The sequence below is a fragment of the Chitinophaga pendula genome (assembly GCF_020386615.1).
GTDB classification, from domain to species: Bacteria; Bacteroidota; Bacteroidia; order Chitinophagales; family Chitinophagaceae; genus Chitinophaga; species Chitinophaga pendula.
The window spans coordinates 3496007-3517481 of record NZ_CP077769.1 but is presented as its reverse complement, the minus strand read 5'-3'; the positions used below and the strand labels follow the sequence as shown (position 1 = coordinate 3517481).

Here is a 21475-nt window from a genome sequence, read left to right as displayed (position 1 = left end):
CGAAGGTTCGTCCGTTCGCGAATATCATATATAATAGGTGATAAGTAAAACGATTATTGGAAAAGTATACGTACGGTCTGGTAAAAGGAAAGCTGGTGAAAGGCCGTAGACTGTATCAGCTGCTCCCGGCGGAAGCCCTGTAACCCAAAAAGGCCAGCCGCATTTCCTTTGTTGATGGCAATCTCCAGGTACCCGGCAGCATTAAAAAGCGCTAATTTTTGCCCTTCCGGTACATCGGCATAGGTCTCGCTGATCTGGTTGATCACCTCATCACGCCGGAAAAAGATCTGGAATTTCCTGTTTTGACGCTGTTGCTCAAACTGTTGCCGGGTAATATTAACCACGACATTTTCAAAGTTATCAATGTGAATGATTTGCCCTTCTATATAATCCTGTCCCGTCAACGGCTGCAGGTTGTTCTTTACGTGAATATCCGTAGCGGGAATGCCCACATCTTCCAGCGGCTTACCATTTTTCAGGTCACGGGCTGCGGCAGCCAAGCGTTGGATAATGGTGAAGGTATCCTTCGGCAGACTCTTGTCCAAGGGTAATTTTACCATTCGGGCAGGTTTCCCTCCTGCTATCATAGTAAGCAAACCATTGTCAGCACAACCTATATATTGCCGGTTATGCTCCGCCAGCAGGACATGATCGGATTTTCTGTCAAATAGATTGATAAGCACCATATGAAAGGTGCCAGGGGGATAGTAGCCAAAAGCGCTTTTACATATATAAGTAGCCTGAGGTAAGTTGAACGGGGAGATATGGTGCGTAATATCCAATATATGACATCCTGGACAATGCTGCCACAGTTGACCCTTTATGGCACCTACCATATAGTCCTGCAAACCGATGTCGGATGTTAGTGTAATAATGGACATGAATAGCTATAAACCCCTCCCGGCTTTACCAGGAGCCTATCTGTATCTGTTATTTAATATTTCTGATCCCCGACCGGCAAGTCGTTGGGAAAAGGGATTGATTCGGTTTTTCATTACTGACGGGTCATGAAAATACGGTCCAATTCTACCCCAAAATAGTGCCAGACGGGCCTGCCGGAAAAAATATTCTGCAATTAACACAAAAAAAATGAGCTTTCGCAAATAGTACAGTTTGCTAAAATGCCGCTTCAGGCCACCCCGCTGCGATATATCGTCAATGCTTATACTACCGCTTATTAAGGAAGATGCTTACGCAGACAGTTAATATCAGCCTCAGGATAAGGGAGATCCGGGTTCTTTCTTAAAGTGATTGAACACTAGTTTATCTGCCATGCCAGGTATCAGCCTGCTTAGTAATACGGTTAATTTGCCTTGCGAGGTAAGTACAAGGGTGCGTTTTCGTTGGTAGATCGCCTTTAACATAGCGGCAGCTACCGTCGCTGCACTCATTAATTTACCTTCATCCAGCGGCGTTTCCTGCTGTGCCTGTCCATGCAGATTTAACGCCGTGTTCCGTATATTCGATGCCGTAAAGCCGGGACATGCCCACATCACGTTCACCCCTGTATGGAGATGTTCTGTACGTAATGCCTCCAGGAATCCCTGCATAGCAAACTTTGACGCCGAATATCCGGTGCGCCCCGGCAAACCACGATAACCCGCTATGGATGAAACACCTACCACAGTACCTTTGTTCGCCAGTATAGACGGGAACGCATACTTGGTGCAATATACCGTTCCCCAGAAATTGATGTCCATAAGCTGCTTCAGTACATCTACAGATACGTCTTTAAACAAGGCTCTCATCGAGATACCTGCGTTGTTAACGAGTATATCTATCTTCCCGAACTGTGTAATTGTAGCTTCGATGAATGCCTGGCAATCAGCTTCTTTACTTACATCCGCAACTTTGGTATACAGTGCCGGAGAAGAGAACTCTTCCCGCAGGACTTTCAATGAGTCCCCTTTACGGCCGCATACAGATACCTGTGCACCTGCTTGTAGAAAAGCAGCAACCAAAGCTTTGCCTATTCCCGACGATCCTCCCGTGATCACCACCACTTTATTTTGAAAGCTATACTGCATCCACATTTTTTTTGCTATACAAAAATAGGTGAGATGTTTATACATACACGAAAATACTTATTCACGCCGGTAGATTGTGAATAACTCTTTAGCCTTACTATAGAGGCTTTCAAGTATTAAGTTCAAAAAAAGGAATAGTTTTTTTTAAAAAAAGTTGTTCAAAATGAAATAATTACTATTTTTGCACCCGCTTACAACGAAAAACGTAATGCGATTCCGTAGCTCAGTTGGTAGAGCAATACACTTTTAATGTATGGGTCCTGGGTTCGAGTCCCAGCGGGATCACAAGCAACTTACAAAACCTGCGACCAGCGCAGGTTTTGTTTTTTTAGTCGAGCGTTTAGTTCCTTTTGCCTAATCCCGATTTCTTTCCCGTACCTTATATAGGTTAATCAGCTTTTACCACGATACAAAATATATGTGTTGGAATTTACAGGTTCAACGATGTCATGCGAATATTAAAGATCTATTCTGATTAAACATTATTTGTAGAATCCAGACAATAGAGTTGAAACGCAGTTTTGCTTTTTAATGAAGTTAGTTTTAATCTTGTCATCATGTATTCCATAAGTTGTTCCCGGTCTAAAGCTTGTCTTTTCGGCAAATAGATTTAGTATATATTTTATTATCCAGGATACACACATTGACTATTTCGCCGAAAATTATTGTTGGCAGTAACATGCTTTCGGATGCAGATACTCCAATCGATGGGATATGCAAACCTTATTCGGTGACGATAGGTAGGAGAGAGGAACGGAAAATAAACGCACTTTTGGAGCAAAAAGGAATATCGTTGATGGAGAAGCAGCCTAGTATGTGTCTGCACCCTTTTTGGGGACAATGCGCTCCCATCAGGAAAAGGATCTTCCAAACTATTAGTTTATGACCAGACAAATGGACGTTTCCTTAACTTCGATCATAGAGTTACAGCTTTTAAATGGGATGTGGGTCATGATAATACCTTTTCCAATGTAATGCCTGGCCGTAACCAGGTGGATCTCAGTAAACTCTGAGTTGAAAGCCATACAAGTACGGAATTTAGCGGGACAGGAAATTGAAGTACTTAAATGCTGTCTACCTAAATTATAAAAAAGAACAGGGTGTATCAAAAGTAATCTGAAGGGTCTGAGATTGCGTAAATGAAAATTCTCGCTATCAAGTATCCGAATAATTCGGGGGAAAAATTACTTTTAATACACCCTCTCTGTTTTCCAGGGGATCTGGTGGGTTAACTTACTATATAGACATAGCTACACCTGAATCAAAACGCATATTCTATTTTTGTAATTACCACCGGGGCATATCCCTCATACCAGGAGTTGGGATCGGTATCAGTCCGCGTAGAAAAATTAGTAATATTGAATCCAGGAGCTGCCAACCAATTGCTAACACTGACCGCATAATTAGGATCGTCAATGGGAGCATATTTCATCATCTCATGCCTGGTAGGGATACGAAATACCGCCGTATAGATTTTGCCGGTCTGTTTGTAGGCAATTGAATATTGACTGGCTGCTGGTCCCAGATTAACCAAATAACCATTGTTGGTAAATTCAAGATACAACCGAAAGCTATCCACGGCAGGATTAAACGGCCTCACCGTTATCGTATCTGCCTCTGAGGAGCCAAGGACACCGGTAACAGCGCTGCCAATAAAACTAACCCGTAACTCCTTCAACCCTTGCAGGCTACCTTGATTTTCGATATTACACTGGCTTCTGCTACTGTAGTATTCCGGAGGGGCGTAGTTTAACAGGTGGAGATAAGAACGACCGGGCGATAATATTCCTGCATCCGCAGAATAGGGTTGGGTATAGGCAGTCTGTCCATTTGTTGTGTAACGGAAATCAGTTGTTTCAAATTTCCCGCCGTCGTATAAATAAGGTTGCTCCCAATAATATCTGCCATATCTTGTTATGCCCAAGCCAATCATATTATCTGTTACTATGCGCGTAATAGTAGAACTGGTAACGTCTGCTGCTGTCCTGATCTGGACGAAATGATCCTTTCCATTTGTTCTGAATATTCCGGTGATGGTGTTGATCCCTTCCGGATAGGCAGTATGTTCAAATTCCGCACCGGAAAGTATGGTAGATTTGATAACCTGCGTGCTGTCCGTTTCTTTGAAAGTAAGCGTACCATCATATTTGCCATTACCATTTATAAATGCACCATCATACAAAGTAACCAATGTTCCATTCCATTTATCCGCATTTTTTACCAGGTCGTTTGCAGTGGTGGAATACATTTTAATATAACCTTTTCCCATGTACTGTACCTGGCTCAGCGGTACTTTGGATACCAATATTTCGCCTTGCTGGTTCACCAGTTGTTGTCCAGAAACATTGATGGATAGGCGGTCCCCTAGTGTAAATGGCGCAATGCTGTCGAAATTTATGACAATACCTGCAGTATCTGTACCCTCACTTTGTAACACAATCGTGTTGGGGTCAATATTTTTTCCGGTTTTATCAGATATCACCACGCCGACAATTTGTTTGCCATCTGTACCGTCGGGTATTTTTACTGTCTGTCCAGTACTTAAAGCTTTTAATTGGGCGATGCTGACAACTTTTGTACCGAAGCGGACAGGTGACAGGTCAGGGGCGGTCGTTTTATTACAGGCTGCGGATAACAGCGTCATTAACACTATCGATGTTAGACTATATTTCCTTGTTTTCATTTTTACCGGTTTTAAAAAAATTATCATCAATAATATTTCTCTTACCGCACTTGCCTCATGTCTGCACGTAGGTTAGCCGAAATAGTTTTAATGCCGTAGAGCAATGTTTTTTTATCATTGTTTACAGACAGCGGAATGGTGAAATTTCTTTCCATCGCAAATCCTCTTACAGATATGATGTAGGCATGTCCGGCATTTGCAGGAACAGCGGTATTAACCAGTTCTGTTCCGGAATTGCTGTTATATATCCGTAATCCTATCAGCCCATTTGAGGCTTCTTTGGGGCTTAGTTTTATATAATCGGTATATTGTCCGTATTGGAGTTGCTGTGGTAAATTTTCTATGGTAAAGCTGCCATCGGGTTTTACCCGTTTGCATAACAAAGGGCCGGCATCCGGACTGGTATTGACAATGCATAACTGCACCGTGTTACTGTCTTCAGGAAGTGGCTGTGCTACGGGAACGGCAATCAATGTGAATCCCAGTCGTTGCTGGTTTTTTACACCAGGTTTATCTGCCAGGTACATTAATGTGTTGGTGCTGCTTTTCAGTATAAAAGTGGTATCAACCAGCAGGGTGTCTGGTAAAACACCAAATACGGCCCCGGCAATAGTAGTGTCCGGGACCATATAATGGGTCCGGAAGCGATGTGACCCGCTCCCATAGTTCATATATACAATGCTCTTTATGGTATTGTTTACTATAGGATATTCCAACTTCGGAGGAGAAGCTGACAAATCGAAGAAAGGAAGCCTTACACTCGCCCGGTTGGCCAGCGTATCCACAAAAATACCCAGTCCGCCGATGGTATATTTCGATAATACATCTGAACTATTGTAGTAGTTTATTTTGATCAGGTTGCCATTTTCGGGTAATACCGGATCGATGTTTTTCTGACAGGATATGAACCAAACACTGCAACACAGCAGCCCGTAGAGATAGGCGCTTATTTTCATTATCTAATTTTTTAAGGTGAAATGCCGTTGATTATTTTAAAATCGTTTTGACTATCTTCTTGCATCCATTGGCGGTGCTATACAAATGCCCTGCTTCATCATAATTCAGCAACTGGTCGCTAAAAGCACTGGCCGGTTTATTGAAAGTCTGATAAGGTTCAAATGAATATCCGATGAGGTCTGCCATAGGAGCATACTGGTAACTCCTGTTTTCGGAAAAGTCAAACACCATCCATTTGGGGCCACCGATTTGTGCTGTGATATTCGCTGTTTGGTTGCCATATGTAGTCAGGTATTGATAAAGTAGCACCACCAGCTTTTTGCCGGGTTTAGGTAAAAAACCGAAGGCGGCAGCCGGGTCAGCGTTATTACCGAAACCGCCGTTTATATTTATCCGTAGTAAATCAAATGGACCAGTATAGGTTTTAGGAAGTACACCCTCTTTTTCAGGTTGGACCTTATAATGGCTGATCATCACACGGCTTTGAATATCAAAAACACGCAGCTCTGAGTTAATGGATACATATAGGGTAGATTCATCTGGTAGCATATTAAATTTCACAAAATCCCCTAAATCTACCCCCGGGATTTCCTGAGGGGCACCCAGGGTACGAAAAAGATAATCAAGTGTACCGTCGTTACTGTTGTACCGTGCTATGGATGCCTGCGGAAGATAATTTCCATATAGGTTACCTGGTGTTACCAGATAAACATCTCCTTTACTATCCGGGTAAATACCTCCGGTAATGTACAGATTGACTTTGCCTATAGTACCCGTAAACGGAAATACATATGCGGAGGTTTGATTCAATAGTTTGGCTGACTTTGCTACAAGATCCGCTTCTATAAAAGCATAACCGGTATTTGTTTCCAGAGAAATCCATGCTTTTGTGCCCTGCGGGTTAACACCACCCGTTACAAAGGATTTTACCACAAATCCTTTATTGTTGAGTTCAGCAGCTCCCAATACAAGTTCAGTAGAACCGTCTTTTTTTATATGTTGTATATTTCCGGTATTTACTTCATAAAAATAGATATCGCCTTTGCCATTTAAACAGTGCAGAAAGATATTATGCGGATCAGCTATGCCGGCATGGTCAGCCAGGCCAAGCGGACGCTGAAAGCTTTCCTTGTTATATTGGGAGAATATGGTAATAGTGGCGGAATTCATACTGAAGTTTCCGGATGTAATAACCACGGGAATATTATTACCGGATCCCATGTCTTCAGTAATTAATACCTTTACCCAGTCCATTATTTTTTCTTCATTACTGGCAAAAAATGGTTTGTAACGGATCGTATCAGCGGCGACTATGTTGGCATTAACGGAGCCGATATGAATTTGGAAATTGTTATTGAGCTGCAGCCTTCCGGTGATGGTCATAGTATCACCCACGATATAACTGGATTTGTATTTGTACTCAGGTTGGTAATTCACCTGCGGCAGCCCATCCAGCTCATTCTTGAAGTTGCTGGCTTTATAACAGGACGATAACAGGCAACAATTCAGAATAATCAATACTGCGCGATATATTTTTATATGTGTCATAACTATTTTCTGTTGATTTAAAAAGAGTACATAAAGGACAATATGAAATGCCTGTCTGTCTTATATTCAGTGCTGATGATATCCCCATTAGTGTCGGCCGAGTTGACCGTGGTGTTGGACTGGGTACGGTGCGCTTTTTCATATTTGTAAGTATAATTTTCATCCTCGGCCATCCGGATGGGTTGGTTCAAGATGTTTTGCGCGCTGAATTTCAGCTGAAGACTTTTGATGATACGTTGTGTTAAGGCAAAATCAAGTGTATGGCGTTGTAACTCTATAATACTTCCCTGGTCTCCTTGTACCACTACTGGTACATTGCCGTCATAACTGAGATTAAAGGGCTTTCCATTGGCTGCGGCGTAAATACGGGGGCCTATCAGGTTCCAGGTGACTGCCACTTTTGTTCCGGATCCGGCATTGTCGTAATATAGGCCCAGGTTAGCGATATAAGGCGCCTGTCCCTGAAGTTGCCTGGTGTAATGAGGGTTAATGCCAGGGTCGGGATTTTTTAAAACAGAGGTGTCCAGTCTTTTTTCCACTTCACTTTTAATCAGGGTGAGGTTACCGATGAGAGAAAGATTGTTGAAAAAGTTAGCCGGAATAAAACCCAGATTCTTGCGTACTTCGAACTCCAATCCCTTTACCACTGCCTTATCTGCATTAGCAAAACTGATTATGGCCGGTCCTCCGAAGTAAAGGTCCCGGTAGATAGTTCTTTCAATCGGGCTTATCAAATTTTTGTAAAAACCTCCAATACTGAATGTTTCCGCGTTTTTATTATCTTTTGGATACCATTCTATTCGGACGTCATAATTGCTGGCTGTAGCCGGTTTCAGAAAATTGTTACCCTGAATGGTTTGGTTATTCAGGTAATCCAGCTCGCTGTAGGGAGAAAGTTCGCGGAATTCCGGTCTGTTGACCGTTTTACCATATGCAGCGCGGATGACCAGTTGTTCAACAGGTTTGTAGCTGATATTGAGTGAAGGGAGGAAGTCTGTTGATTTATTATCTACCAGTACCGGCTGATTAATATCACCCTCCTTGTAACCAGGTATAGCACCAGCTACCTGTTGCCGGTTGTATTCCACCCGTAGTCCGCCATAGATATCCAATTTTTCATTAAATGGAAGCAGGGAGACAGCAACGTATCCGGCATTCAGTTGTTCGGTGGCTATATAGGCATCACTACCGCTGGTACGGTCAAAAACCTTCAGTGCACTGCCGTCATCCTTTAGGTAGTCTCTGCTCCATACCTTGCCCAGGTCTTGCTCAGTATATAGGACTTTATTGAAGTCCATATATTTCCCGTTAGATCCGATAGGCGCCATTCGGTCGTCCGGAAAACCGGCACTGTTAAGGTCTCCCTCATTGAGCGTATACACTCTGCGGAAAAGCACCCTGGATTTCCACTGTTGATAGGTGCCAGCCTTAAATGTAATCCAGGGTTTTATTTTAATCGTATAGTCAGCTGACCCGTTATACACGCGCTCATTATTCTGTGACCAGGTACGTGATATCATACCACGTTGCAAGCTATTGTCTCTTTTGGAGTAATTATCAATGCTGGGGATATAACGATAGGCCGCCATCCATCCTAACTCCGATTTTCCGGATAACCACGATGTTCCACCATCCTGTCTGTTCTGATTAAAGCGAATAACCCGCTGGTCGGGAATTACCTGGTGACTGAAGGTATATCCCAGGTTCCAGTCAAGCTGATGTTTACCTTTACTGAAATAATGTTCCCCGCCGATATTACCAGAGTATAAAAACCGTTGTGTATAGCTAAGAATAATGTTACGTTCATATACATCATATCCCGGATTGCGGTCCCTCCACTGCAGTTTACTAAGTGTAGAGAGATCGGTGGTGGAATCTCCCACTATATATTGATCGTTTTTGTTATTACGTATTACAGTGGCGCTTTGGCCCTGCTGAAGAAAATAGTTTTTGAGGAAAAGTGTGCTACTGTCTTTCAGTTTATAGGTGAAGTTTTGCAACAGGTTTACCTGAACAGTTTCATTACTTTGTGTTTCCTTCACTACAGTATGTGTCCGTTGGTCGTTACCCCCCCAAAAACTGCTGGACCGGTCTACATCGTATTGCTGTTGTTCTCTTTTATAGCTAAGAGAGCTTAACATGCCCAGTCTTTTTCCACCTATTTTAAACGAGTTGTAGTAGTTGGCAGTTATCTGGATCATGGGGAGGGCCATTTTTTTCCCGTATTGCAGGTAGGGCTTAAACTGCGATGCATAGTCCTGTTGTGTGATATTGGCCTGAGTGAAGTTGCCGTAACCAGGAACAACAGAAGGAAGCTTACGGGTGCCGTCGTCAAAACCAAGGAAGTCGGTTTTGCCCCCCTGGTAAGTCAAAAACTGATTGTTAAATGTGGTGTTCGGACGATTTCCCAATTGCAGTTCTACATCGAAGTGTTTTACTTCGCGGGCATCTTTGGTAAATATTTTTACAGCGCCTCCTGTCATATCTCCCATGAGATCGGGAGCCGGAGATTTATAAACCAGTATTTTATCAATAATTCTGCTGGGAAGCAAGTCCAGGGAGAAGGCACGGGAATATAATTCGGTAGAAGGAGCAACGTTGTTATTCAGGTATGTCAGATTATAACGCTCATTCATACCACGGATAATGATAAATTTGTCATCATTGATCGTAACGCCGGCGATTTTTTTGACTACTTCCGCCACATTACGGTCAGCGCTTATTGCAATCTGTTGCGAAGATATGCCGGAAACTACCGACCGGGCGTTTTTAAGTAACTCCAGTACTTGCTTGTCTGAAGTGTGTGCCACCGGCGCACGTCTTGAAATACCGCCGGTGACTACAACTTCATTCAGCCGGCTTGCTCCTTGTAGTCTTACATCATATACCTGGCCTCTACCTTTTTTTATATCCAGCTGAACTCGTTCTGTGTTGTATCCTATATAAGATACCTGTAAGGTAATCCTGCCTTCCGGCAGGTCTGTAAACAAGTAGTTCCCAGCTTTGTCTGACACCATTCCACGTTTTAATGCTGGAATTGTTACAGAGGCACCTGGCAGTGGTTCGGAGCTCTCAAAATCAACGATTCTACCTCTGATAATACCATTTTCCGCTTGGTCGGTCGTTATTTCGATGTCGTTTTTTTTCGTTGTTTTTTCGCTGATGACAATACGATCTTTCATGGCTACAAACTGTAGTCGCGTATTTCTCAATAGTATTTCTGTAATTTTCTCGACAGACATGTCTTTTTCAGAACATGTAATCGGTATTGCTTCGTATTTTTGGATGTCATGATCAAATATAAAGTGAACACCGCTTTGGTTTTGTAGTGCAGAAAATGCTTCCTTCAGCGTGGCGTTTTTCAGAACAAGCGTGACCTTATGTTGGGTAAGGTCCTGCTGGGCGGACAGCTGCAGGGTGAGGCAGCAGTACAAGAGGATACTTGTCAGTATTGGTAGTCGTTTGAATCTTACCAAAACGTGCAGTATAGTTTTTTTCATATGTTTAATAAATAATTGTAAATGGGTTGTTGAATAATTGGTGGAAAAACCTTTGTTATTGGACATGACAAAGCCTGCACCGGCGCTTACTGCGCAGTTTGGCGACTGTTTTTATATGTGATAATTTTCGGGCCTAACGACTGTTTTTAACCGCTGGTGTTATCTGGTTCTATACAGGTGGAAGATAGTATCCGCTTGCTGTTGATAGCGAAATTTTCCCATGACGCTGAGCGTATAAAGAATATCATTTGCATTGTCAGTAGTTGCAAACGATCCTGACACCTTGTAACTAGCCATTTCGGCATCGGGCATAATGATTTTAACCCCAAAACGTCTTTGTAATGCGTTGACAACGGACTTCAATGGTTGGTCATCAAAAACCACTTCTCCTGACTTCCATTGTAGCAGTTTATCTGTAGCAGTTATTTTCTGCTTTAATTCGTTCTTTGCAACGTCATAGTCTACTGCTGATCCAGGGGTTAGTATGACTTTTTCCGTCGGAGTATTGACCCTGACCTTACCTGTAGCTACTACTATTTCAAACGGTTCGTCAGCAAAGGCCTGAATTTTAAAAGAGGTACCCAGTACACGGGTATTTATAGCGCCGGTATGAACAATAAATGGATGTTCCTGATTTTGCGCGACCTCAAAGAATGCTTCTCCTGTTAATTCCAGTTCCCTTCCGTTACTTGGAAAGTTCGGTGAATAACGCAGTTCGCTGCAGGCTGCCAGGTATACAACGCTGCTATCGGGTAATATACAGCGTAGCGGAGGCCCAATTTTATTTCTTTGTTTTACAGAGAAAAGACTACCCTGGACCGGAGTAGTTTTTTTAAATTGATAGAACAAGGCAGTTCCTGTCAGGACAATGCCGGTTAATACAGCGGCTATTTTAAGCAGGTTTCGCCGTACAATTTTATTTTGTTCTGTACGGCCGGTGACGGCTATTCGTTTGTGTATCCGCTGCTTCAAGTGCTGTACCCGTACCTGGGATCGCATTTGATCGGCTTCCCCCGATCCATCTTCTGCTTGACTATCTATGTCGGCCAGCTTTTTGTATAAGATAGCCCTGCCTTCTGCGGTATCGAGAAGTGCTTTTACTGTCTGCAGTTCTGCCTCGGTGCAAGTTTTTAGAAGAAATTTCTCTAATAACTGGTGTTTTGTGAAGTCCACTTTTTTTAGATCCTCCTACCTTTAATAACACCAGAAAATAGGGGACACCCCCTAGATGGATACTTTTTTTAAGAAATTTTCTTAGATTTTAAGAAATATTGTAGGCGGAGGGGAGCAATCAGTATTTTTTTCTTGTTTCACGAAGTGTGGCTAACGCGGCATTCATGTAGTTTTCAACAGTCTTTTTGGACAGGTTCATTTCGCGGGCGATTTGGGTGTAACTCATATTTTCTTCGCGGTGCAGCATGAAAATTTTACGGCGTTGCGGACTGAGGGCATCCAGGTAGTGCTGATAAATATATGCCATATCCTTCGCCATTAAAGTATGGTCAGCGTAGCTGCCTTCGATTAGCATATCATCTTGCAGTAATGCTGTAGAAACGGTGCCCGGAATGTTTTTTCGTAAATAATTGATGACACGGTTGCGCATAGCGTAAGTAAGATACCCTATAAGATTATGGCCTGCGTTGGGGCTTAGTTGTTCCCGCTTTTTCCAGATATTAAAAAATAAGTCCATTGTTAATTCCTCTGCATCCATCGAATTTTTTACGTGCCGTAGTGCCTGGCGGTACATCAAATCAGCATAGCGGTTAAATAACTCATTGTATGCCTTGATGTCGCTCTTCTGGTAGAATAACCATAGCTCTGTATCGGAAGCCCCTTGATAGTCCATTGACATTATTATATTACATGACATAAAATCAGCCGATACAAAATTCGTAGTTTCAATGACAGCCGGATATTAAGTTTTGGTAAAGAAATGTTTCCGGAGGAGGTGAGATCCTTTTCTATATATAATGCATAAACTAAGTTTGCGACTTGTTTGCTTCCCCGGTTATTCTCGGCATGATCCTTATTTATTGCATTCAAGTCGAAGGTGAATGGTAACATAAAAGTTTGTTCAGGCGATGCTTGCATTGACTGTGTCTTTTATTGTCAGGCATCTACAAAGAATGGTAGTAGTTGCTCCAGTAAAAGTTGTGGCTGTTCCTCCGCGATATAATGTCCAGAATTTGCGATGACACCACCTTTACAGTCTTCACATACCATTTTCCAGGATTCATAAGGTAGCATCCCAAAGCTTAAAGCACCACCCAACGCTAATACAGGTATTTTCAGTTTTATTTTGGCTTGCTCAGCATTAAGTTCAAAGTCTACAAGCAGAGATCGGTAATAATCGAACCCAGCTTTCATACCTCCAGGGGAGGCATAGCAGCGTACATATTCTTTAAGTGCTGCTTCATCAATAGCGTCTTTATTAAATGTAGTTTGTTGATAAAACCAATTTAAGTAAATCTCTTCGCGGCCTTTAACCAATAGTTCAGGCAATTCAGGAACCATATGAAAAGGAAACCACCAAAGTGATTTACTGTTACGAGGTAATAGAGGCCTATTAGCTAGTTGTTCCCCAAGCAGACCAACATCCAGAAAAGCCAGTTTACTTACTTCATCACGGTGTGAAGCCGCATAGGCATAGGCTACGTTGGCACCAAAGTCATGCCCCAACAGACGAATACTTTTATAGCCCAGCTGTTGAATCAATAGATAAATATCATCTGCAACTGTGTAAATATCATATCCCGATGCTGGTTTGTCCGAATCACCCAAGCCGCGAAGATCAGGAACGATCACCTTAAAATGTTTGGCCAATTCTGGCATAATGTGACGATAAGCGTACCATGTTTGTGGATAACCATGCAGCAGCACAATCGGCTCGCCTTCTCCTCCTGTTACGTAATGAATATTGATGTCATTGACGTTTGCCCACTTCTGAGTAAAAATTTCATTAAACTCCTGACCTAAATAATGGTAGTTCATAGTTCAACCTTTAGGGGAGCAATTTAAGATTAAGACTACCTTTACACAAATACCTACCTTTTAGTAAGTAACAAACGTAAAAGGAAAAATAAATGATTATCAAATACTTGTGGAGTAATAAAAATGAAAAAATATGAAAATAATAAGGAAAGTTCTGTCTATAGGCTAGGTAGCAGGACGTTTGACTGTCCAATTGGATTGACTGGCACAGCGATTATAACTGTAGAGGCTATTAGGTAGTATCAAAATGATTCCGTTAATCCAAAAAAATTGTTACGAAATATAGAGGAGCCGATCCCCCAATTTTATAGGAGAAATTATGAAATACGCACACGTATGTGCTTTGTTCTCCATGTCCGTTTTTCACAGCTTTTTCCAATAAAAAGTGTTGTAAGCGGTTTTGCTGTTTAAAATTCTTTCTTATTAACTAAGAGTTAAAAGATTTCTTGAACTCAACTGGAGAAACATTTGTTTTTGTTTTAAATAAACGGCTGAAAGACTGCGGATAATCAAACCCTAGTTGATAAGCTACCTCTGCAATTGATGAATTTGAAGTTGATAATATCTCTTTTGCCTTTTCAACAAGTTTATGATGTATAAGATATTGCGCATTATAACCAGTTAACGATCGCAACAGGTCGCTTAAATAGCTTGGCGACAGATTTATTTGATCTGCCAGATATTGAACAGTTGGTATACCTTGTTTGATGGGCATATCTCTATCATAATAATTATCCAGGATTTCTTCTAGTTGTTGTAGCAAATTATTATTGATGGCCTTCCGGGTAATGAACTGTCGCTTATAAAAACGATTGCTGTAAGTCAGCAAAAGGTCAATCTGAGATATCATGACATCCTGACTGAAATCGTCTATCCTGTTATTTAATTCATCCTCGATGCCCTTAAATAAGGCGATGATCACTTCCCTTTCTTTCTCCGACAAGTGTAGTGCTTCATTAGCTGCGTAGGAAAAGAAACCATATTGCTTGATTTTTTTGGATAATGGATAAGATAGAAGAAAATCGGGATGAATAAGTAATAGATAACCTTGGTTGCTGTTGCCATCTGGACGCTCAAATACCTGGTTGGGTGCCGTAAATACCAAACCGCCTTCACCGAAGTCATAAAAATGTTGACCATACTTCGCCTTTCCACAAAGATTTGTTTTATAGGCAATCTTAAAAAAATTCAGGATAATGGAATCAGGCAAGTCACGCAGGTCGTATTTCATGTCCCTGATCTTAATAAAACTCACCAACGGATGTAAGGGCTTGGGAAGCCCAAAAGTACTGTGAAATGCTGTCAATGAATTGAATGTACAAGATGTAACCTGAGTTTTAGTCATTCGAAATATCTCCCTTTTACAAATTTACAACAAATGCTTATGGAACTGATATCACCCCAATGTTCTTTTTTGTGTCTATTGTTTCGCGGAATTGTTATAAGCAATGGCGAATTCTTTTGCGAATTCCGCTAATTTTACTTTACCTAATGCCGGTTTGTTAAGATAAAAATCTTCATAAAGAGTAGCATTTCTTTGCGCTGCCTGCATCTCAACAAAACCTTTAGCTATCCATTCATTCATGCCTGCTGCCAGCATGCCACTGTACATGTCTTCTTCGGGAACAACTTTCCATTGAAGATCTGGCATACCTATCGCATTGCCGATTATCTTCGCTATTTCATTGGGGGATACTTCATCGCTGGCCACGTAATGTACGGTTCTGTCGTGAAAAGGCTTTTCCATTTCGTCAGCAATGGTAGAAGCTATGTCCAAAGGCGACACCCAAGGCTCTTTTCTGTCACCTCCATAAGTTTGTATGATGGCGCCTTTGGTTTTGATAGTTTGGATATGCCTGAATAGATTGGTAAAAAAGCCAACGGGTCTCATAAACTTTATCGATACATCGGTAGGCAGCGTGTTAAGTATCGCCTCTACTGTATTGTGCAGATAAAGACTACCATTGCCTTTATCCGTATGGGCGCCTACACTGCTCAAGTGTACAATACGCTTTACCCCAGACCGCTCCACTGCCTTTTTGTAATTGTTGCCAATGATACCAAACGCGGCGACAAAGTCCATCTCTTTATCAAATAGACTTCCAATGCCTTCCCAGGCCTCCATTAGATAAACGATATCAGCACCTCTGAAGGTATCAGTTAAAAAGTCAACATCACGGAATGAACCAATGGCAGGGGTCGCTCCCAATAATTCGATGGCAGCGCTCCTTTCCACTTTACTACTGATGACAGTAACAGCATGTCCCTTCTGTACTAATTGCTTGGTAAGCGGTTTACCTATATTCCCTAGTGAACCTGTAATTACTATTTGCATAATCATATTTTTGATACTGCAAAGGTGAATCAGGTAAGAAAAATGGGCTTAACCTGTTTGAGGGTTTTCATAACAAAAATGAGTATCCAAAAAAAAAGGCTTCAAAATGTTGATTTTGAAGCCTTTTTTTTTGGAAGATGTCCAATACATTACAATGCTTTATCTTTCCCTTCCACTAGAAACTTGTTAAGGTTTTCCAATAATGGACTAGAGGTATTGGAATTCGTAAAAATAACATATCCCATTTTTAAGTCTTTATAGACTTCAAATCTGCAAGTGAAATCACCATTATTGCCACCATGGCCGAATGTCTTACCAAAAGGAGTTTCTCTGATCTCAAGACTCATACCCATATACGTAGGAACTTTGGGTTTATGCACTTCATCAGCGAAAGGATATTCTGAATGCTTAGAGAGTATTGTATCATACGTTGCTGGTTTCAGCCCTTTTTGTTCTAACAGATACAGCATGAATCTGGTGAAAATTTTAGCCTCCGTATGCATAGAATATGCCATGCCTGGACTTTCAGGAAGATCGTTTTTGCTTGGCCGTTTATCATAATGTCCATACGCCACCATCCGCTGTAGAGAATCATTTTTTGAAAAGAAAGTATGGTACAGTCCGATTGGTTGAATCACTTCCTCCTGTAATACCTGTTCCACTTTTTTACTGGTAATTTTTTCTACCACTAGTTTCAAATATTCGAAACCTTCACCTGAGTAGTTAAATGCGGTACCTGGGGTGAATTTCAGGTTCAGTTTTCCATCATCATTCATCCATCGCCAATTTGGAAAGCCAGTTCGGTGGGTTAACACATGTCTTGCAGTCATCAGCTTATATCGTTCATCGTATTCGATATCTTTATATGGTAGATACTCGTACAGTGGCCGATCGAGGTTGATAACTCCTCGTTCTGCCAATCGCTCGACAGCGAAGGCAAATACAGGTTTGGTAATAGACGCCGCCTCAAATAATGTATTGTCATTTACTTTGTCCCCGGTCATCGTATTACTAACGCCATATGTTTTATGATAAACCAGTTTCCCATCTTTGATTAGGGCGAGTGAAACACCTGGTATACCATAGTAATTGCGATAAGTTTCAATGAAATTATCTATTCTGCTGGCGCTGGATGTCGTAAAATCTAACAGAACGCCCTTATTGGGGATCAGGTCAGGTAGGGGAGTCGACGAGATAACAAGCGCAGGTGAAACAACCTTTTGTCCAGATCTGACCACAATCGTAATTGGTCCTTCCTGGTTGGCAGCATAAGGTCCATCTGCAGAGGAAAAATACGTCTCAGACAATGCGAGCTTATATTTCCCGGAAGGTATCATTACAGCATAATTACCCAGGCTGTCTACTTCGGCTGTAACCCAAAGTTTAGGATTATCTAATGAGATAACACGAACGCTGCCTGGAAGTTTTGTTGTCTGTGGCTTGTTCCAGCTCAATTTTCCAATAACAGCGGACAATTTTCTATCCGCAGGCATAAAGACAATGTCGCCAAGGCTGTTGGTATTCATATACTTAGCTTCTCCCTTCCCCCACGCAGACCAGGAAAAACTTCCATCGCGGTCCTTGTCAAATACATGAAAATCGAATCCGACCGACTTACCTACTGTCAGCTCGTTACCCAACTGAATCCGCCATTCATAGATACGGGTGTTGCCACGATGTATAACGGCAACTTCCATGATATCCCAGGTTGCTTTGCTGGCAAATGGATCATAGAAAGCATTGTTCGTGTTACGCAGCTTCTTACTGTACATAAATGATGCAACCCCGGAACCCGCCAGCAAATGACGTGCATCTATACTGACCTCCAGTCCATCTTGCGTATTCCATTGTACGTATTTGGACGTATCCTCAACGAAATCATTGTCTGTTATAGTAAAGGCTACATATAAGGACTGATTGGCAAGGCTATACCCTAGTTGGAAAAAACCGGAAAAGTCGGATTCATTTTGAGGCTTCGTATCCGAGGGATGTACGGCAATCTTATACCTCACGGCATCTTTGGGCCAATCAGTAAGATCGCCGTCAACTTTGATCTCACCAAGTGGATAGGCATAAGCAATACTTCCATTGTGAGCAGATAGATACTCACAGGACAGCAAGCATAATATAAATATGCAAAGCGCTTTAACAGATGAAACTGACATATTTAATAATTCGGTTCAGGTGGTTTCAAATGGATTAATATTCGTATGTAAAGACGGTGCTGATGTCCAAAAGTTGCATGGATAATATGCCGTTAGTACAGCTGAAAAATTAGACCTCCGATCAAATATTATAACAGCTTATAAATAAATTCTTCTACCTCTGTTTGTCGCGCATTTGCAAAGCCTTTATCCGTACCCGTTTTTACAAAACCACACTTTTCCAAAACTCTTTGGGAGCCAAAATTGTCAAACGCTACCCGTCCAAAAATAGGCCTTGTGCTTTCCAGTGTAAGGAAGTTATCAAGTGCTGTTGTTGTAATCCCTTGTCCCCAAAATTTTTTGTCGATCCAGTAGGTGATTTCAGTATCTCCTCTCATTTCAAATTTTGCAATACTCCCTACGATAATTCCGTCAACGAGAATTGTCTGCATATTTATTGTCGGATCCTCAAGATGTTTGGCAAATTTTTCCAGGTAGGCTGCTTTGTTCGTAGGGTCCTTGGGCGTAAATGCCGCTAAATGATTAGCTTCTTTGTCAAGTTGGAATTCAAACAGGAATTCTAAATCGGGTATTACTGTTCTTCTGAGTGTTACTTGTCCGTGGTGTATCATGATTACATTATTTAAGAATATGTGCTGTAATGCAAAATATACACATTTTAGACGGGAAACGCTCGCTATTCTTTCATTATATCCCAAATATTGGCACAATGCATGTGTTACATGCAGCAACTACTTCTCCGCCGGCAAACGATCCGACTGGCTCTTCCTTCGGTTCAGCCGGTATACTACGTTAGCATTATAAACCACTCCCTTTTGCTGCGAACGGCTGTAAAGAGAGTAAGTAGGAATGTCCATTTCCTCTACGTAAATATTGGAGTCGAAAATATTGTTCACACTAAAGGAAAGCGTTAATTGGTCCTTGAACAGGTCTTTGGAGAATCCTATATTGGCACGATATTGATCGGATACGGTTACCTGTACTTCCTGTCGCTTACCACGGTAGGTGAAACTACCGTCTATATTCACAATCTTAGGAAATCGCATGCTGGAGCGGGCGGTCGTAAACCAGGTCGTATTGTCGGCACTATATGTTTTACCTGCATACTCGCCCCGCTGCGAGAAAGAGTAGTAGTTTATATCCCAGGAGAGCCGCCACCAGGTATACGGGTTATAGGTAGTAGTCATGTCGAAACCATAACGATTTTCCGTACCCATGTTGGCCCACGTTCGCACTAAATTGCCATCGCCCTGTACGGCGATCACTGCACCAAAGTAATTAGTCGTATACTGATAGTAGATACCCGGATTTATACTCAATTTTCCCGTTTTCTTCAATAATGATAATTCCATAGCATTCGTATACATAGGATCTATATCTGGATTACCTCGCTGTAAGAAACGCTGATCAGATAAGCCGGCAAAGGTGTTCAGCTGCCAGAATTTAGGACGGTTGATCCTGCGGCTATAACTTGCCTGTAGCGTCCATTCATTTTGAAAGCCATACTGCAAATGAAGGGTAGGGAAAAGGTCTGTATATTGTTTGCTTTTATTGATGGTTTGTTCGCGATCCCTGATATGGATACTGGACAGCTCGCTACGTAATCCCAATTGAGCATCCAGGCGTTTCCACTTCTTATTATATTGAGCGTAGGCGGCATAGATATTCTCATCATAAAAGAGTTTATTGTTATTACCGTTCAATAACTTCCCATCCTGATCGGCAGAATATTCGCTCCGGATGGCTCGCCACTGGCTACGGATACCCATCTCCAGCTGTCCTGATTTTAACGGTAATTTATAATCACTTTGTAAGTAAATGTCTTTACTGCTCTCGATATCACGCGTGGTAATATTTGTCTGCTTGGTACTGGACTGGTCATTGAACTGCCGGATATTTTGATTTTCATCATCATTCCAGAAATCATATTGTACATAGGTGGTCCACTTTTTTCCCGGCTGCCGAAAGGTTTTGGTATAATTTACTTCCAGCTCGTTGAATAGCTGTGGTTCACGGTATTGCTCGAAACGACTGATACTGCTATCCAGTGCACCGTGTTCATTGAAATAGTTGTAGAAGAAGCTATTAGCGTCGTTATTACCTACTTTGGTGCGGTAATAACTCGCCGTCAAGGTATTGCTTTCATTGAGGTAAATATCTGTTCCCAGGTAAAGGTTTAGATTGTCGAAGTGTAACTGGGAACGGTTGGCTTGCCGAAGCTGGTTATAGGGCGCCTTATTGATACGTATTATATCGTCTATGAACAATAAAGACTGGTCCCGGTATCCAATATTAGTGAATACATTAAATCTTTGCGTTTTGTAACTGGCATTGAGATTAATACTATTGTTCTTCGGACTGGCAAGTCCTGCCTGTAACGATGCATTAAATCCAAGGGAGGCATTTTTCTTCAGTATTATATTGATGATACCTGCACTACCCTGCGCCTCATAGGCAGACGAGGGGTTGCTGATCACTTCGATCTTTTCAATGTTCGCCGCCGGGATTTGTGATAGACCATTGTTCTGCGTTTGCATGGACGGTTTCCCGTTTATCAGTATCCGAACATTCTGATTATCCCGTAGCGATACATTACCCTGTATGTCTACATTGACCGACGGCACATTATTTAGGATGTCATTCGCACTGCCTCCCTTCGATAGGATATCTTTTCCCACGTTGAATACCTTTTTGTCAGTTTTTAATTCCAATGTCGATTTTTCACCTTGTACCTGTATGGCAGATAGCTGCTGTACATGATCAACCAGGCTGATTAAACCAAGGTCGGTGTTTCTCTCTAAGACTATTGCTACCGAATAGCCAAGGAAATTAAAGGCCCGAACCAGCAAGGTGTACGCCCCGCCTGCTGCCTCCATATGGAACTCGCCGTTGTGGCCGGTGATGGTAGGATATTGTTTTAATGAATCTGTTTGTAACCGCAATAATATGGTTGCTCCAATAACAGGCTCCTTAGTAGAGGTAGATATGACATGTCCCTTCAAAGTATATCGTTGGCTAAATACGGGTATTACTGTCGCAAGACAAGATAGAATTAGAAGTATTTGCTTCATTTCATGGGCATTTACCCAAAAGTGAAACATTCCGGCAGTCAATTTAAAGCAGATCGACCAACACCCATTTGATAGTGACAGATAACGGATTATTTGTAAATACCGGATCCGGCTGCGCAAAACCTATTTTCATATGCGGAACGGGCAAATTCGTCGACGGCATATTTAATATGACCTAAAGTTTGGTACTTTTATCAT

Annotated in this window: 14 protein-coding genes and 1 tRNA gene; 1 reads left to right on the top strand and 14 read right to left on the bottom strand. The window is 41.9% G+C overall.

The window, feature by feature from the left end; translation table 11 throughout:
• Nucleotides 1-53: 53 nt before the first annotated feature.
• Entirely contained in the window at nt 54-881 is an 828-nt protein-coding gene (locus tag KTO58_RS12320; RefSeq protein WP_095839075.1) for an SAM hydrolase/SAM-dependent halogenase family protein, read from the bottom strand.
• Nucleotides 882-1214: 333 nt separating this feature from the next.
• Nucleotides 1215-2027 (bottom strand): SDR family oxidoreductase, encoded by an 813-nt coding sequence (locus tag KTO58_RS12315; protein WP_095841591.1) that lies wholly within the window; start codon nt 2025-2027, stop codon nt 1215-1217.
• Nucleotides 2028-2239: 212 nt separating this feature from the next.
• On the opposite strand from KTO58_RS12315, the gene KTO58_RS12310 reads away from it, so the two are divergent.
• Nucleotides 2240-2312 (top strand) — tRNA-Lys (locus KTO58_RS12310).
• A gap of 976 nt (nt 2313-3288) precedes the next feature.
• On the opposite strand, the gene KTO58_RS12305 is transcribed toward KTO58_RS12310, so the two are convergent.
• From KTO58_RS12305 to KTO58_RS12250, 12 genes are all read right to left on the bottom strand, one after another.
• The gene (locus KTO58_RS12305) at nt 3289-4710 is read right to left on the bottom strand and encodes a DUF5689 domain-containing protein (RefSeq protein WP_157753005.1); all 1422 of its coding nucleotides are present in this window, start codon (nt 4708-4710) and stop codon (nt 3289-3291) included.
• 41 nt (nt 4711-4751) lie between these two features.
• Nucleotides 4752-5666 (bottom strand): DUF4397 domain-containing protein, encoded by a 915-nt coding sequence (locus tag KTO58_RS12300; RefSeq protein WP_095839078.1) that lies wholly within the window; start codon nt 5664-5666, stop codon nt 4752-4754.
• A 31-nt stretch (nt 5667-5697) separates the two neighbouring features.
• A complete protein-coding gene (locus KTO58_RS12295) occupies nt 5698-7215 on the bottom strand; it encodes a hypothetical protein (RefSeq protein WP_095839079.1) in 1518 nt (505 codons plus the stop codon).
• A 17-nt stretch (nt 7216-7232) separates the two neighbouring features.
• A complete protein-coding gene (locus KTO58_RS12290) occupies nt 7233-10715 on the bottom strand; it encodes a TonB-dependent receptor (protein WP_198314926.1) in 3483 nt (1160 codons plus the stop codon).
• Nucleotides 10716-10874: 159 nt separating this feature from the next.
• Nucleotides 10875-11888: a FecR family protein gene (locus KTO58_RS12285; protein WP_095839081.1), complete on the bottom strand. Its 1014-nt coding sequence runs from the start codon at nt 11886-11888 to the stop codon at nt 10875-10877.
• 118 nt (nt 11889-12006) lie between these two features.
• Nucleotides 12007-12561, bottom strand: a complete 555-nt coding sequence (locus tag KTO58_RS12280) for an RNA polymerase sigma-70 factor (protein ID WP_157753006.1) — start codon at nt 12559-12561, stop codon at nt 12007-12009.
• Between the two features lie 263 nt (nt 12562-12824).
• Complete coding sequence (locus KTO58_RS12275) at nt 12825-13706, bottom strand: alpha/beta hydrolase (RefSeq protein WP_095839084.1); 882 nt, start codon at nt 13704-13706, stop codon at nt 12825-12827.
• A 427-nt stretch (nt 13707-14133) separates the two neighbouring features.
• Complete coding sequence (locus tag KTO58_RS12270) at nt 14134-14937, bottom strand: helix-turn-helix domain-containing protein (protein WP_225860222.1); 804 nt, start codon at nt 14935-14937, stop codon at nt 14134-14136.
• A gap of 189 nt (nt 14938-15126) precedes the next feature.
• Nucleotides 15127-16041: an NAD(P)H-binding protein gene (locus KTO58_RS12265; protein WP_095841592.1), complete on the bottom strand. Its 915-nt coding sequence runs from the start codon at nt 16039-16041 to the stop codon at nt 15127-15129.
• Nucleotides 16042-16190: 149 nt separating this feature from the next.
• A complete protein-coding gene (locus KTO58_RS12260) occupies nt 16191-18206 on the bottom strand; it encodes a serine hydrolase (protein ID WP_095839086.1) in 2016 nt (671 codons plus the stop codon).
• Between the two features lie 128 nt (nt 18207-18334).
• Entirely contained in the window at nt 18335-18817 is a 483-nt protein-coding gene (locus KTO58_RS12255) for a GNAT family N-acetyltransferase (protein ID WP_225860221.1), read from the bottom strand.
• 120 nt (nt 18818-18937) lie between these two features.
• Nucleotides 18938-21277 carry a TonB-dependent receptor gene (locus tag KTO58_RS12250; RefSeq protein ID WP_198314927.1) on the bottom strand — a complete coding sequence of 780 codons (2340 nt, stop codon included), beginning with the start codon at nt 21275-21277 and terminating at the stop codon, nt 18938-18940.
• Between the last annotated feature and the right edge of the window lie 198 nt (nt 21278-21475).

Excerpts from the sequence above, each read along its gene's own strand:
- KTO58_RS12300 (WP_095839078.1), bottom strand. The coding sequence starts at position 5,666 with ATGAAAATAAGCGCCTATCTCTACGGGCTGCTGTGTTGCAGTGTTTGG.
- KTO58_RS12315 (WP_095841591.1), bottom strand. The coding sequence starts at position 2,027 with ATGCAGTATAGCTTTCAAAATAAAGTGGTGGTGATCACGGGAGGATCG.
- KTO58_RS12250 (WP_198314927.1), bottom strand. The coding sequence starts at position 21,277 with ATGAAGCAAATACTTCTAATTCTATCTTGTCTTGCGACAGTAATACCC.
- KTO58_RS12305 (WP_157753005.1), bottom strand. The coding sequence starts at position 4,710 with ATGAAAACAAGGAAATATAGTCTAACATCGATAGTGTTAATGACGCTG.
- KTO58_RS12320 (WP_095839075.1), bottom strand. The coding sequence starts at position 881 with ATGTCCATTATTACACTAACATCCGACATCGGTTTGCAGGACTATATG.
- KTO58_RS12275 (WP_095839084.1), bottom strand. The coding sequence starts at position 13,706 with ATGAACTACCATTATTTAGGTCAGGAGTTTAATGAAATTTTTACTCAG.
- KTO58_RS12255 (WP_225860221.1), bottom strand. The coding sequence starts at position 18,817 with ATGATACACCACGGACAAGTAACACTCAGAAGAACAGTAATACCCGAT.
- KTO58_RS12270 (WP_225860222.1), bottom strand. The coding sequence starts at position 14,937 with ATGAAATACGACCTGCGTGACTTGCCTGATTCCATTATCCTGAATTTT.
- KTO58_RS12280 (WP_157753006.1), bottom strand. The coding sequence starts at position 12,561 with ATGGACTATCAAGGGGCTTCCGATACAGAGCTATGGTTATTCTACCAG.
- KTO58_RS12260 (WP_095839086.1), bottom strand. The coding sequence starts at position 18,206 with ATGTCAGTTTCATCTGTTAAAGCGCTTTGCATATTTATATTATGCTTG.
- KTO58_RS12295 (WP_095839079.1), bottom strand. The coding sequence starts at position 7,215 with ATGACACATATAAAAATATATCGCGCAGTATTGATTATTCTGAATTGT.
- KTO58_RS12265 (WP_095841592.1), bottom strand. The coding sequence starts at position 16,041 with ATGCAAATAGTAATTACAGGTTCACTAGGGAATATAGGTAAACCGCTT.
- KTO58_RS12290 (WP_198314926.1), bottom strand. The coding sequence starts at position 10,715 with ATGAAAAAAACTATACTGCACGTTTTGGTAAGATTCAAACGACTACCA.